Origin of the sequence: Candidatus Nitrohelix vancouverensis (genome assembly GCA_015698305.1) — a bacterium.
Classification (GTDB): Bacteria; Nitrospinota; Nitrospinia; order Nitrospinales; family VA-1; genus Nitrohelix; species Nitrohelix vancouverensis.
The window spans coordinates 2,495,402-2,510,269 of record CP048620.1; the positions used below are offsets into that span (position 1 = coordinate 2,495,402).

The following is a 14,868-nucleotide window of genomic DNA, read 5'->3' on the forward strand; positions in this document are numbered from 1 at the left end:
CCATGCCCCTGTCAGTCAAGCACATTCTCGGCGCCAGAGACCTGACGCGCAAAGATATCGAAACCATCCTGACCTCGGCGGAAAGTTTCTGCGAGCTTTCCAGACGACCTATTAAAAAAGCCCCTGCATTGCGCGGAAAAACGGTAGTGAATTTATTTTTTGAACCGAGCACGCGCACCCGCACCTCGTTTGAAATCGCAGGCAAACGCCTCAGCGCCGACGTCATCAATATATCGGGATCGACCAGCAGCGCCGTTAAAGGCGAAAATCTCATTGATTCGGCCCGCGTGCTGGAGGCAATGAATCCCGACATTCTCATCATCCGACATTCAGACTCGGGAGCGCCTCACCTCATTTCGAAACATGTCAAATGCAGGATCATCAACGCTGGCGACGGTTCTCATGAGCATCCCACACAAGCCCTGCTCGACTTGCTGACCTTACAGCAAAACAAAGGCAGGCTTGAGGGACTGACCGTCGCCATTGTAGGAGACATCGCCAACAGCCGGGTCGCGAGATCCAATATTTTCGCCATGAAAACCATGGGCATGAAAGTGCGCGTGGCCGCTCCGCCGACAATGATTCCGGATCAAATGGAATCGATGGGCGTTGAAGTGTTCCACAATCTGGAAGATGCTCTGGTCGATGTCGACGCCGTGATGATGCTCCGCATCCAATCAGAGCGGCAGGAGGGCAGTCCCTACCCCAATCTACGCGAGTATTCGAATTTATTTTGCCTGACTCAGGAAAAATTAAAGCGCTCCCGGAAAGATATGGTTATAATTCACCCCGGTCCCGTCAATCGCGGAGTGGAAATAGCCCTCGATGTCATGCAAGGGCCGCGATCTATTATTCTCAATCAAGTCACGAACGGAGTCGCTGTGCGAATGGCCTTGATGTATCTACTTCTTGGAGGAAACGATGAAGTGGATCATTAGAAATGGAAGGGTGATCGACCCTGCAAACGGGTTGGACGGTCTCTACGATATTCTCATCGAGCGCGGTCTGATCAAGGCGGTCGAAACACAAGGCGCCCTGAGTCCCGAGCCTACTGAAAAATACAAAGAGATTGACGCCGCCGGAAAAATCGTCGCGCCGGGTTTCATTGACATGCACGTTCATTTCAGAGAACCGGGTTTCGAATACAAGGAGACCATTGCAACCGGCTGTCAATCCGCCGCCGCCGGCGGTTTCACCGCAGTCGCGGTGATGCCCAACACCGACCCGGTGATCGATAATCGTTCCGTCACCGAATGGGTGCAGGCGCGCGCGCGCGATACGGGCATCGTCAAGGTTTATATTTTCGGCGCGATCACCAAGGGACTCAAGGGCGAGCAATTGTCGGACATGGCGGACATGAGCGCGGCGGAGGACGTGGTTGGATTTTCCGATGACGGGCGCCCGGTGATGAGCAACGACATCATGCGCAAGGCCCTTGAATATTCAAAAATGTTAAATTTACCTCTGGTTCAGCATAGCGAGATTCTCGATCTGACCCAGGGCGGGTGCATGAATGAAGGCGCGGTCTCTACCGAATTGGGGCTGAAGGGCATGCCCGTTGAAGCGGAAGACATCATGGTCTATCGCGATATATCCCTGTTGCCTCGCACCGGCGGTCGCGTTCACGTCGCTCACATCAGTAGCGGCAATTCAGTCGAACTGGTGAGACGCGCCAAGGCGCAAGGCTTGAAGATCACCTGCGAAGTCGCCCCGCATCATTTCATATTGACGGATGAGGCGGTGCGCGGTTATGACGCGAACGCCAAAATGAGTCCTCCGCTTCGATCGCAAAACGATATAGACCGCATCAAGGAGGGATTGGCCGACGACACGATCGATATCATCGCGACCGACCATGCGCCGCACCATGCGATGGACAAGGAAACCACCTTCTCCTGCGCCTGCTTCGGAATTGTGGGATTGGAAACCGCCCTGCCCCTGACCTTGAAACTGGTCGATGATAAAATCATCACCTTGAACAAGGCGATTGAAAAACTGACGTCGCGACCGGCTGAAATCTTCGGTCTGGACCGAGGCACATTGGGCGTCGGCAAACCCGCCGACGTCGTGATTTTCGACCCGGACAGAAGCTACAAAGTCGACGCCTCTCAATTCAAGTCCATCAGCAAGAACACTCCTTTTGACGGCTGGGAGGTGCGCGGCAAAGTGACGCACACCCTGGCAGAGGGAAAACTTGTATTTTCGGAAGCCGACGAACAATGAAAGCAACTCTTGTACTCGCAGACGGAAGATCGTTCAGCGGCGAATCCTTTGGGGCGGAAGGCGAATCCATCGGAGAGATTGTTTTCAACACCAGCATGTTCGGCTATCAGGAAATCCTGACCGACCCCTCTTATTGCGGTCAAATCGTGGTCATGACCTACCCCCTCATTGGCAATTACGGCATCAACCCGGAAGACAACGAATCGGACAAGCCGCATCTCAAGGGCTTCATCGTCAAAGAACTGAGCGGCATTCCCAGCAACTGGCGCTCCACACAAACTCTGGACGAATTTCTGAAACAACATCAAATCATCGGCATACAGGGAATCGACACGCGAGCGCTGACCCGGCATATCCGCGACAACGGCGCCCAGCAGGCTGTGTTGTCCACGCTGACTGACGATATCGAATCCCTCCGCGCAAAGGCGCAGAGCGAGCCGCCAATGGAAGGCCGCGATATGGTTCGGGAGGTCACCTGCAAAAGCCCGTATGACTGGGCAGTCGGAGAATGGGAAATGGCGGAGGGCCGTATCCGGCTAAAACCGGAGTCGACCAACGGAGCTTCCAAAGATCGTTTCTCTGTCGTCGCCTATGATTTTGGTATCAAGCAGAATATTTTGCGCAAGCTCGTGCAATCCGGTTGTCGCGTCAAAGTGGTTCCTGCGAACACCCCGGCGCAAGAAGTTCTCGACATGAAACCCGATGGAATTTTTCTTTCCAACGGCCCCGGCGATCCAGATGCGGTTGCTTACGCGGTGGATACCGTAAAACAGTTGCTCGGAAAAGCTCCGATTTTCGCAATTTGTCTGGGGCATCAGATTCTGTCCCTGGCTCTCGGCGCGAAAACCTTCAAGCTTCGTTTTGGGCATCATGGCGGCAACCAGCCCGTGATCGATCTGGCCACGCGCAAAGTTGAAATCACTTCGCAGAACCACGGTTTTTCAGTCGATGCGCAATCTGTTGGAGGAGGATTCGAATCCGCTTCCCTGAATCTCAACGATCAAACCGTTGAAGGAATACGTCACAAGGAAATGTCGATATTATCCGTTCAATACCATCCCGAGGCCTCGCCGGGTCCGCATGATTCTGATCACCTGTTTCAAGAATTCATAGAAATGATGAAAGCCCGTTGATGCCCTGGAATTACCTGGAAAAAATAATCAATGACGGAACCCAGGAGCCTTACTCAAAGGACCTGGTCGAAGCCAAAAGCGAATACCATAAAACCGCCGGTGAAATCTACGAAGATGACAAGGCCTATGAGACTCGTATGGCCTTGTTTCTGGAGTGGTATTTGTTCGATCGCATTCTTGCCGGAACTGAAACGACCCAGTTGGATCGGCTCATCGAGTTGAATCAATCGATTTGGGACGAAGATTACCTTGAAGCCTGCAAAGGATTTACGGGCAATATTTTCGGAATTTTTATTGTAAAGAAAATCCGGGATAAAGAAGTCACCGTGCTCAATCTGTTCGACGCAATGACCTACACCGTCAAGGAACAGGACGGCAAGATGATGTTCGACAAGAACGATATTTTCCAGGCTCGGCTGTTGCCCTATCAGGACGCATTGTATTTCACCCGTAATTTCTGTTTCCATCCAAGAGACGCGAGAAAATTCATAGAAAACGAAATACGGGACGCGATCAAAGAACAAACGGCGTCAAAATCGGAAATCAAGAAACTCAACAGTTCGATAGAAACCTTACATAAACGCCTCAAGAAAAACAGGGAAAAACTGGAAAAATTCCGCAATAAAATTGAATCCGTAAGCAATGAAGCCAAACGGGCTAAATTGATCGTGGAAGAGCAGAATATGCTCGGCGCCTGCGCGCAACTCGAACAGGAAATCGGTTCCTTTGAATATAAAAAAGAACGCATCGAAATTGAGAAAATTAAAATTGAGGGACGCACCGTCAACTGTCAGTTGGCCCATCGTCTGGGCTACATGCAATTGAAATGGGAGCGCTCGCGCCAAATTGATTTAAAAGATATATATACAAGCTGATGCCTAAACGAACCGACATTAAAAAAATACTGCTCATAGGCTCCGGCCCGATCATCATAGGCCAGGCCTGCGAATTCGACTATTCCGGAACCCAGGCCTGCAAGGCGCTCAAGGAAGAAGGTTACGAAGTCATCCTGGTCAACAGCAATCCGGCAACGATCATGACTGACCCGGACTTTGCGGACCGGACCTATATCGAACCCGTCACCCCGGAAACGGTCGAGCAGATCATCATCAAGGAACGACCCGACGCCCTGCTCCCGACCATGGGCGGGCAAACGGGACTGAACACGGCGATGGCCGTCGCAGAATCCGGCGTTCTCGAAAAGTATGGCGTCGAAATGATCGGCGCGAACGCTCACACCATCCGCAAAGCGGAAGACCGCAATTTATTCAAGCAGGCGATGCAGAAAATTGGCCATCAGATCGCGCCCAGCGGGCATGCGCACAGTCTCGAAGAAGCTCTCGATATCGTCGCGGAAACTGGCTTCCCATCCATCATCCGTCCTTCATTCACACTGGGCGGAAGCGGCGGCGGCGTCGCTTATGATGAAAAAGAATTCGAAGAGATGGTCTTGCGCGGCCTCAGCATCAGCCCGGCACAGGAAGTGCTCATTGAAAAGTCGCTTCTCGGATGGAAAGAATTTGAACTGGAATTGATGCGCGATACCAAAGACAACGTCGTCGTTGTCTGCTCGATTGAAAATCTGGACCCGATGGGCATCCATACCGGAGACAGCATCACGGTGGCGCCTGCGCAGACATTGACGGACAAAGAATACCAGATCATGCGCGACGCCTCGATTGACATTATCAGGGAAATTGGCGTAGACACCGGCGGTTCGAATATCCAGTTTGCCATGGACCCGCATACCGGCGACATGATCGTTATTGAAATGAATCCCCGCGTTTCCCGAAGCTCGGCTCTGGCTTCAAAAGCAACCGGCTTTCCCATCGCAAAAATTGCGGCGAAGCTCGCCGTGGGCTACACGCTGGATGAAATCCCCAACGATATCACGAAGGAAACCCCGGCATCGTTTGAACCGACTCTGGATTATTGCGTCGTTAAAATCCCTCGATTCACTTTCGAAAAATTCTTCAAGACCGAGCCGGTATTGACGACGCAGATGAAATCTGTCGGCGAGGCCATGGCGATCGGCAGGACCTTCAAAGAGGCCTTGCAGAAAGCCATACGTTCTCTGGAAATTGGCGTTCATGGCCTGAGCGAAATTTTCGCTTCCAAATTCCCGCAGGGCGCGACTGACGATGAGATCAAAGAAGCTTTGAAGCGTTTGTACTGGGATCGCCTGTGGTATGTGGCGGCGGCGATCCGTCGCGGAATCTCTGAAAAGGAGATTTTCGATTTAACATGGATCGACCCCTGGTTTCTTCATAATATTAAAGAAATCGTGGACATGGAAAAACGGATCGAAAGTCTGAAATCGCTCCAGCAACTGGATGAAGCTCTGTTTCGCAAAGCCAAGCAGTTTGGCTTTTCAGACATCTACCTGAGTCGCTTGCTGAAATGTTCTGAGAGCGAAGTCTCGAAAGCGCGCAACAGTTACGGCATCGTTCCAGTATACAAACGGGTCGACACCTGCGCCGCCGAGTTTGAAGCGCACACGCCCTATCTTTACTCTACCTACGAGGACGAATGCGAATCCGCGCCATCGTCTCATAAAAAAATAATCATTCTTGGTGGCGGCCCCAACCGAATTGGCCAGGGCATTGAGTTCGACTATTGTTGCGTCCACGCTTCATTCGCTCTGAAAGAGGATGGTTATGAAACCATCATGGTCAACTGCAACCCGGAAACGGTGAGTACGGATTACGACACATCGGATCGGCTTTATTTCGAACCGCTCACCTTTGAAGATGTCCTGAATATCATCCGCGTTGAAAAACCGGACGGCGTCATTGTCCAGTTTGGCGGTCAAACGCCGCTCCGTCTGGCGATCGCCCTGCTAAATGCAGGCGTACCCATCATAGGCACGAGTCCTGAAAATATTGATCGCGCTGAAGACAGGGAGCGATTCAACCAGGTCATCAAAAAGTTGAATTTGCGACAGCCTCAAAATGGAACCGCAACTTCTTTTGAGCAAGCGGTAGCGATTGCGAACGAGATCGGTTATCCCGTTGTTGTGCGTCCTTCTTATGTACTTGGCGGCAGAGCGATGGAAATTGTTTACAACGAGACCAGTTTGAGAAAGTACATGGAACACGCGGTCATGGCCTCGCCGGAGCATCCGATTCTGATTGATGATTTCCTTGAAGACGCGGTTGAGCTGGATGTGGACGCGATTGGCGACGGAGTCGACGTCGTCATAGGCGGCATCATGCAACATATCGAAGAGGCGGGAATCCATTCCGGCGACAGCGCCTGCTCGCTTCCCCCCATATCCATTTCGGACGAGGTTTTAAAAACGATTGAAACGCAGACCCACGCGCTTGCCAGAGAATTGAACGTGATCGGTTTGCTCAATATCCAGTTCGCCGTGAAGGAAGAACTCGTCTACATTATCGAGGTCAATCCGCGCGCGTCGCGCACCGTGCCTTTCGTCAGCAAGGCCACCGGCATTCCGCTGGCGAAGATGGCGGCGCGTGTGATGGGCGGAAAAACCTTGAAAGAGCTGGGTTTTACCGAACAAAAACGAATCAAACATATTGCAGTGAAAGAGTCGGTCTTCCCATTCAACAAGTTCACAGAGGTCGATATTCTGTTGGGACCGGAGATGAAATCGACGGGGGAAGTGATGGGAATCGATCTGAGCTTTGGCAACGCTTTTGCCAAATCACAAATCGCAACCGGCTTGCAATTGCCCACCCAGGGCGTCGCTTTTATCAGCGTTAAAGATGCGGATAAAAAAGCGTCCGCTCAGATAGCGGCTGATTTTCTGAAGCTGGGATTCAGCATTCTGGCGACTAAGGGCACGGCGGAATATCTTAATAAAAATGGAATCACCGCAACGCCGATCAACAAGAACTCCGAAGGACCGCCGCATATCGTTCAGGCTATACTCAATAACGAAGTCGACATCGTCGTCAATACGGTTTTTGGCGAACAACCGACGCGCGATTCCTTTTCCCTCCGCAGATCGTCCTTAACGCAGAATCTGCCTTACTGCACGACAATCTCCGGCGCCTTCGCTCTGGTTAAAGCCATTCAATCGATCAAGGAACAGCCCTTGTCGGTCATGGCCTTGCAGGATTATGAATTCTAGGGCGGGTGCAAAAATGTGCCGACTTCACTTCATGCGGATCAATTGATTCTTTTTGATGTTCTCCCCAGCAAGTATCATAGCGCGTGAAATTTTATCCTGCACTTCAATGACTCGGATCGCGCCTTCGAGCAAATACTGATCTCCAAGAACCGCATGCGTGTCTGGATCTTTCAATTGGAATTTGATCGAGTAAACATTGAATAAGTCGCGGACCTTGATGCCCGACTCTGTTCCCAGATTGATAGTCACCAGACGTTCTTCAGGTCCCGTGTCAATGACCTTCCCTTCCAGCGGGATTTTCGCGACTGCAGATTCAATCCAGCGAGCCGCCTCCATCGCGGCTTTCTTCACAGCAATTCCCATCGAAGCGCTATAAAATTCCGCAGTTGCCCGGGCGGAACTTGTGAAAGGATTGCGCCCATCAGAGGATTTAACAGTCAGGGTGCGCTGATTTAAAGTCCTCCCTGTCAGCGTATCGATCAGCATTAATTCCAATTGAAGCGCCGCATGCTCCTGAACCATAATGGACGGCGCCTTTGAAGCAATTGGAGACGGCGCGTTTGGATCGAATTTTTTTACTTGTCCGCGCAAGACGATCTGGGCCGCTGATGGAATTTTTTTACTCATCATTGTCGGCATCGCATCCCCCGCCATTTCCTTTGATAAGAGCGCTTCAAGCGATGGATTCATAGATTCTTCGCCTTGAGTGTGCGCATCAAGCGGAATGAAATGGACTGTGGAATTACCTTCCAACTCTGCCAGCATGTCTTCCAGTATCCAGTCGCCGGGCGAATACGCTTCCTCCCAGTTTTGTGGAGACTCAATCGGCGTGGTCGCGATCAGTATGCGAGCTTGCGCCCATACGGGAGCTGTCTGGGCGACAAGCGCCAGCGCTGTAACGGCGATACAAATGCTCTTGAATATAGACGGAATGGACATGCGAAATTATCCAGAATGAGGAGTGTTGATTTTCTTAACGAAGAGACGCCGGGAAAACTTCAATCATTTATTATTTTCACAGGAAATTGTAGTTCAAATAGACTATTATAGAAACTTTTGAAAATACTGAACTGATATTATTCCAACTGCCCGTTAATGCCATGCTCAAATCCATACAGTCTCTACCCGTTTTAATTATCACACTTTTGTTGACGATTCCACAGACTCCTGCATGGGGTTCATCATCCGCCCTGGAGGACATGAAACTCATCAAAGGCGGCTGTTACAAAATGGGAACAGATAAAGTGTTCTGGTATAACCTTGATGAATGGGACAATACCCGGGAACGACCTGCGCATAAAGTCTGCCTGAATGATTTTTACATGGATATCTATGAAGCCTGGCAAGGCAAGTGGGAGAAGGTTATGGGTCATCACAATTCGGTTTATAAGGGCGCTGATCTCCCCGTCTCCGGCATCAACTGGCGGGAAGCGCGCGAGTTTTGCCACAAACAGGGTAAGCGTCTTCCAACTGAAGCGGAATGGGAATATGCGGCGCGCGCCGGAACCCAGACGGACAATCCCTGGGGCGATGGCATCAATGATGATTATCTCTGGTGGGGGGGCAATTCCTACCGCGAGTACCCACGTCGAGGGACCAAAAAACCTAACGCATGGGGCTTGCACGACATGATGGGAAGCGTGTGGGAATGGGTTGAGGACTGGTACTCCGTGCATTACTACGAGGAAAGCCCGGTTGATAACCCTAAAGGACCGACCGAAATGCAAAGCTGGCGCGTGATTCGAGGCGCCTCCTGGATTGAAGAAGAGAAAGACATCCGCGTGACCATTCGAATGCGCGGCCTGGCAGACGCAACGGAAGATTTCTGGGTGGGCGTTCGTTGCGCCAAGTCTGCATCTAAATAATAATGGCAAAAACACATCTCTGAAATTAACGCAGTGGATTCAAAAACCGTCAATCGAATCTACGCCAAGCTGAAGAAAAGCCTTCCAGACGCGCGCTCGGAACTCGATTATAAAAATTGCTTTGAGCTATTAATCGCAGTGATACTCAGCGCGCAAGCCACCGACAAATCCGTCAACAAAGCCACCGGCGAACTTTATAAATCCTATAACACCCCGCAAGGTTTGATTGAATGCGGTGAAACACGCCTGCGATCCTATATCAAAACAATCGGTCTGGCCCCCACTAAAGCGAAGAATATTATAAAGACCTGCCAAATACTTCTCGCTCAATATGAAGGTCAGGTACCGGATGATCGTGAGGCTCTGGAGAGTTTGCCAGGCGTCGGACGAAAGACCGCTAATGTGGTCTTGAATGAAGGATTTGGAAAACCGACGATTGCAGTGGACACGCATGTTTTTCGGCTAGCCAATCGAACCGGTCTCGCTCCGGGAAAAAATGTGCTCATGACAGAAATGAAACTTTTAGAAGTAACGCCTAAGAAATGGCTGAAAGACGCGCATCGCTATCTGATTCTTCACGGTCGTTATGTGTGCACAGCGAAAAACTTTAAGTGCGGCGCCTGCGCGATTCGATCCGAATGTGAATTTCCCGACAAGACATCTAGCTGAGCCTTAATGTGATTGAATCCTACTATTCAAAAATCGTTCAACGGTTGGAGGCATGGTCTGCGCATAGCGACACGCCAATACTTGAAATCGGTCGATCCCCTGCAGGCGATGCATTGATGCGTATTGACAAGGGAGTTCAACGCCCCCATCGCGCTCTAATATCCGCAGGCATTCACGGGGACGAACCCGGCGGCGTCGAAGCTGTTTGCGCAATGCTGGAAAACAATCTACTGGATGATTTTCTCAATGACTGGGAATTTGTGATTCTGCCCTGCATCAATCCCGACGGCTTGAATCGGGGCACGCGTAACAATTCGATGGATCAGGACTTGAATCGCTTATTCAATACCTACCCTCCCCCAGAGGAAGTGAAATGCGTTCAGGATATTTTTGAACGCCCCTTTGATCTGACGCTGGAATTGCATGAGGACACAGAATCAAACGGCTATTATCTCTATCAAAAAATCAGGCGACATGATTGCGAAAGGTTTGGAGGATTGATTTTGAGAGATGTTCAACTCATCACGCCGCTGAATTTGTCCAATGAGATTGACGGTCATGTGGCTGAAGGCGGAATGATTGAAGTGTCAAAACAACCCGTACAACTGGAGTTTTGGCCAATGGCGTTTTACGCCTATCACAAAGGCGCCAACGCCTGCCTCACTTTGGAAACGCCTGGCGGCGAAGCTCTTGAGCGGCGTGTTGAAGCGCATTGTGCCGCAGTGCCCAGCGCCTTGCGGCATTATCAAGAATTGTTTGTCTGATTAAGCGATAGGAGCGATCATGGGAATCACGATCGGTTCGCCAACGGAAAGAGAATTGATGTTTTTGTCGGTGTTGTAACTGCTGAGCAACCAAAAGGGAATGATAATGTTGTCGTTACAAATTTCCCACAAGGTTTCCCCTTTTTTCACATTTCTAACAACCAGCCGCTTGATTTCGTAGTTGTTAAAAAAGTCTTCCTGAATCGCTTTATGATATTCCTGACGTCGTTCTTCAAACTCGTCCGGCGTGACTCGATTCAGAGGAACCTTCACCCGCTCATTGATAGATAATGACGCTTGACGGCTCAGCCCATTGAAGCGCAAAACTTTTCTCACAGAGACGCCAGCCCATTCAGCGTAATGACTGAGAGTTTCGTCGAAATCAACGGTGATCCATCCCACATTGGGATCACTCGCCGCATTATTTTTTTTCTCCACATTGAATGAAACCGGACGAAAGGCGGGACGATTCTGATTGAGTCGTTCCAAGTGAGCCAGTTTAACTTGACCTAATTTATCTGCAGTCGGTTTAACATCCCTTTTATTAACAGACAAGGCGATAGCAGAGCTTTCTTTGCGTGCGATCTGAATGACTTTTTCCGGCTCGTTTTCGTTCTGGATGAGAGCCTTGGAAGCGGGGATTTTCAGCCATTGCCCCGGGTGAATCGAGTGAAGATCGTTGATGCGGTTCAATCGAGCCAATTCCTTGATGTCGGTATTGAAGCGCCGCGCAATTTTTGTGAGATTGTCTCTCTTGCGAATTTTGTAGCGCACCATCTGCCGGTCACCCAGATTAACGCGCTGAATAGTTTCTCTCTCTTGAGAAGAGTGGCGGCTCCGGCCCGTACCGGGAAGATTCAATACCTGCCCTGCATAGATTCGGTTTTTCCGACCAATATTATTATAGTTCTTTAATTTTTGAACGCTGGTTCCATATCGCAAAGCGATCCCTGACAAGGTATCCCCTCTGCTTACGGTATGCCATTTGGAGCGCACCTGACTCGAATACTTTCTGCTCTGAGGAATCGTGTCATAAAGCGATGCCAATTTCGCATAGCTTCGTTGCGGGGCTTTGAAAACAAAACCCATGGGAATACGTTTTTCACCAGACAAAACCGGTTTTCGCAAAGAAGGATTATATTCTTTAATCTCCTCAAGCGTCATTCCCCAATGGTCAATCAATGTATCCACGTGAACGTAATCAGTAAAATGCAAGGACGTCATCTTGACAGGGAGCATGATGTTCAAATTAGGAAAATATTTCTCTTTATTCCTGACAACATGCAAGGCCGCAAGAAATTCCGCGTAAAAGTTCTTTGAGGCAAAGCCAAAGATGCGACTGCGATAAGAATCAACCACTCGTTTTATATTTGATCCATGTTTTTTTTGCGCACGTTTCATTCCCTGCAAACCGTGGTTGTATGCCGTAATCGCCAAGGGCCAATTCTTTAGATTTTTGTAATTCAATTTAAGCAATTTGGCGGCCGCAGTCGTTGCCAGGATCGGGTCCAGACGTTCATCCACGTCGTAGCCAATCTTCATAAACATCCGTCCTGTTCCGCGAGTGAACTGCCAGATCCCAGCCGCTCCAGCGCTCGAATAGGCCGACAGCTGAAAAGAGGATTCAACGTGAGGAAGAACGGAAAGTTCAATGGGCAATCCGTGATTGCGGATGATCCTCTCAATCTCCTCCATATACAGACCCGAACGCTCGATCCCACCTCTAAAACGATCTTTCTGCCCAATCTGTACCCGAATACTTCGCGCCGCCTTGTTAAAATCTTTTTTGACCAGACGGTAAACCGCCATTTCCTTATTCGATAAACCTGTGAAATTCTTTGCGCGCGCCAGTTTTCTCAGTATTTTTTTGTAGCCCGCCTTGACCTTGTCTGTGATGCGATCTCTCTCTCTTCTTGACAAGCGGTTGCTCCCCAAATCCACCACTTCATAAACGATACTCAGATCATTGGAGTCATGAACGATCGCATGGCTGGTTGAATGTTTTGAGTAAACGTCGACCCAAAATGCAACGCGATCCTCAAATCCATGGGGAATTGCGAAATGCGTTTCGTCAGCGGGTTGTAGCTTGGGTAAACTGGCTTGCGCCGGCAAAGAAAGGAAGGCAAAAACGAACACTGCCAGAACGACGCGTATTGTTAATTTAAATACCAATGGAGGCTCGTTGAAAGTCGTTTTTATTTTGAAACACAACTACAATTTTAAAGGACTCAGATAAATAACAGGCTTCACGATTACAAAAAAAGAATTGAAGTAAGCCCTTTAATTTGAAAAGGATAGCAAAGCAAAACTGGCCCGTCAAGGAAAACCGGATTTCATGAAGGACCGGTATATTTTTTATTGACCTGATAGACAAAGGTCAGCAACTCCGCAACCACTTTATATAAAGACGGGGGAATATCCTTTCCCACATCAATCTGCGAGAGCACGCTTGTCAGATCCGGGTCTTCTTTGATTGGAATTCCGTTTTGCCGCGCCAGTTCGATGATTTTTTCAGCGACGCCCCCCTTCCCTTTTGCTGTGACACGGGGGGCCTCATCTTTTTGAGCGTCATATTTTAATGTGACCGCAGTCTTTCTATGAGGCGCGTTGGCTGGATTCATGTCTGCACATCCACAAGACGCGCATCTCTTGTAACCAATAATTTTTCGAGTGCGTCGTCAATCACCATTTCTTCCTGCTTTTTAATACAACAGGTCGCGATCCCGGAATAGCCAATCTCATTCAAAGCCTGGGTCAATTCAGGAAGATTCATTTCGATAAAACCCGCAATGCTTTCATTTTCGACCGCAAACTGAACTGAAACATTTCTATTGTGAACCTTCGCATCAATCTGCAAAGCCCCGAGAGCGGTTAAATCCAACATGAAGACTGCGTTAAAACCCTGAGGGTCGCCCTGTCTTGCTTCGCCCTCTTCTGAATCATCCATCTTTCGAACATAAACCTTGAAAGACTTGTCCTGTTGAGAAAATGGATTTGGAAAATTCAGAACCAGGGGTTGCGATTCCTGCTTGGCAAATTGCTGTGATAATTGATTGAATTCCAAGGTATCCAGGGCGCCGCGAATCGTTGAGATAATCTCTGAAATATTCAATTTACTGGCAATATGAGTTTGGCTGGGGCCTGCCTCCGGTTTCTCGAGGAGAGTTTGCAAGCCGAGCAATTGACTCTTCAAATCGGTCTGCAAATGCGGCTGGATATCCGGTTTCGATCCTGATTGCAAGACAGCGAGTAGTTTGGACTCCAACGTCTTCGTCTGCGTTTCAGTCGCCCTTCTCAAAGCCTGTTCGCCAGGAACGCGATCAGCTTGCGGCGTCAATGATTGCAAGCTTTTCCCCAAACCATCCAGCAGAGATTTATCTTTAATAGACAAGCTGTCCACAGGCAGGGACTGAGTCAGCGTTTGCAGTTTTTCGGCGAGGGCCGACATGTCAGACTTCGTCGGCAAATATGGCCGAAGCATTGCCGGACTCACAACGGCGGGTCGCTCGGGGGCCGCTGGCAGACTGAATTTTAAAGTCAGCTGATTATCCGGCTGAGATTGAATCGTGAACGTATCGCCAGGGCGTAGCGGAATTTCATTGGTAAGCTTCAACCTTGCTGTTCGATGATTCGCCGTCACAACAAGCGAGTCATTGCCCGGCGCACGGGTCACCGTCGCCGTCACTTCAGCGCCTTGGCGTATTTGCAGTTTGGATGCAAGGCCCTGCTCATCCGGCATCTTTAAAACAAGCCTGACGCCTTGTTCAGGCGATTGGCGACGCGATTGCAGGGTCAGGGAGTCGCCGCGCGGCTCCAGAGGTGCCGTATGCGGAGTCGGTATAATTTTAAGGACGGGATTAGGCTCGGCTTGCTCTATCCGGGCGCTAATCTGCTGGCCCGGAGACAGCGGGGTTTGGGTCTGAACCATGACGGAACGCCCCTGAAAATCGACTAGCGCTTTTCCCTGAGGCAGAATTTTGAGGATGGCGCCATTGAGAATCTGGCCGACCTGCAGTGATTTTAAAAATGCCGCATCGGGACCGCCGCCTGATTCTCCAGACAAAATTTTAAGGATTGCCGCCGACAGCTCGTTGATTTGCACAGGTGCATCCCTCGAT

Annotated in this window: 12 protein-coding genes; 8 read left to right on the forward strand and 4 right to left on the reverse strand. The window is 49.9% G+C overall.

Annotated elements, in window-relative coordinates:
* The first annotated feature begins 2 nt into the window (after positions 1-2).
* From G3M78_11595 to carB, 5 genes are read left to right on the forward strand one after another with little or no spacing between them, the layout of a single operon-like run.
* Positions 3-938 carry an aspartate carbamoyltransferase catalytic subunit gene (locus G3M78_11595; GenBank protein ID QPJ66002.1) on the forward strand — a complete coding sequence of 312 codons (936 nt, stop codon included), beginning with the start codon at positions 3-5 and terminating at the stop codon, positions 936-938.
* Positions 922-2,223: a dihydroorotase gene (locus tag G3M78_11600; protein ID QPJ66003.1), complete on the forward strand. Its 1,302-nt coding sequence runs from the start codon at positions 922-924 to the stop codon at positions 2,221-2,223. Before G3M78_11595 ends, G3M78_11600 begins: the two co-directional genes overlap by 17 nt.
* Positions 2,220-3,356: a glutamine-hydrolyzing carbamoyl-phosphate synthase small subunit gene (gene carA, locus G3M78_11605; GenBank protein ID QPJ66004.1), complete on the forward strand. Its 1,137-nt coding sequence runs from the start codon at positions 2,220-2,222 to the stop codon at positions 3,354-3,356. Before G3M78_11600 ends, carA begins: the two co-directional genes overlap by 4 nt.
* Positions 3,356-4,231 (forward strand): hypothetical protein, encoded by an 876-nt coding sequence (locus G3M78_11610; protein ID QPJ66005.1) that lies wholly within the window; start codon positions 3,356-3,358, stop codon positions 4,229-4,231. The genes carA and G3M78_11610 overlap by 1 nt, the downstream gene beginning before the upstream one ends.
* Positions 4,231-7,452, forward strand: a complete 3,222-nt coding sequence (gene carB, locus G3M78_11615; protein ID QPJ66006.1) for a carbamoyl-phosphate synthase large subunit — start codon at positions 4,231-4,233, stop codon at positions 7,450-7,452. Before G3M78_11610 ends, carB begins: the two co-directional genes overlap by 1 nt.
* Before the next feature lie 24 nt (positions 7,453-7,476).
* Here the strand turns inward: carB and G3M78_11620 are convergent, their stop codons facing one another.
* Entirely contained in the window at positions 7,477-8,391 is a 915-nt protein-coding gene (locus G3M78_11620) for a hypothetical protein (protein QPJ66007.1), read from the reverse strand.
* Positions 8,392-8,552: 161 nt separating this feature from the next.
* On the opposite strand from G3M78_11620, the gene G3M78_11625 reads away from it, so the two are divergent.
* Genes G3M78_11625 through G3M78_11635 form a run of 3 tightly spaced genes read left to right on the forward strand, consistent with a single transcriptional unit; the run spans position 8,553 to position 10,750 of the window.
* Positions 8,553-9,317 (forward strand): formylglycine-generating enzyme family protein, encoded by a 765-nt coding sequence (locus tag G3M78_11625; GenBank protein ID QPJ66008.1) that lies wholly within the window; start codon positions 8,553-8,555, stop codon positions 9,315-9,317.
* Positions 9,318-9,341: 24 nt separating this feature from the next.
* Positions 9,342-9,986, forward strand: coding sequence for an endonuclease III (gene nth, locus G3M78_11630; GenBank protein ID QPJ66843.1), 645 nt, complete (start codon positions 9,342-9,344; stop codon positions 9,984-9,986).
* Between the two features lie 8 nt (positions 9,987-9,994).
* The gene (locus G3M78_11635; GenBank protein QPJ66009.1) at positions 9,995-10,750 is read left to right on the forward strand and encodes a M14 family metallocarboxypeptidase; all 756 of its coding nucleotides are present in this window, start codon (positions 9,995-9,997) and stop codon (positions 10,748-10,750) included.
* On the opposite strand, the gene G3M78_11640 is transcribed toward G3M78_11635, so the two are convergent.
* The 3 genes from G3M78_11640 to G3M78_11650 form a co-directional block, all read right to left on the reverse strand.
* Positions 10,751-12,922: a LysM peptidoglycan-binding domain-containing protein gene (locus tag G3M78_11640; protein ID QPJ66010.1), complete on the reverse strand. Its 2,172-nt coding sequence runs from the start codon at positions 12,920-12,922 to the stop codon at positions 10,751-10,753.
* Between the two features lie 161 nt (positions 12,923-13,083).
* Positions 13,084-13,371, reverse strand: a complete 288-nt coding sequence (locus G3M78_11645; GenBank protein QPJ66011.1) for an EscU/YscU/HrcU family type III secretion system export apparatus switch protein — start codon at positions 13,369-13,371, stop codon at positions 13,084-13,086.
* On the reverse strand, positions 13,368-14,852 hold the full coding sequence (locus tag G3M78_11650) for a flagellar hook-length control protein FliK (GenBank protein ID QPJ66012.1): 1,485 nt from the start codon (positions 14,850-14,852) through the stop codon (positions 13,368-13,370). The genes G3M78_11645 and G3M78_11650 overlap by 4 nt, the downstream gene beginning before the upstream one ends.
* Between the last annotated feature and the right edge of the window lie 16 nt (positions 14,853-14,868).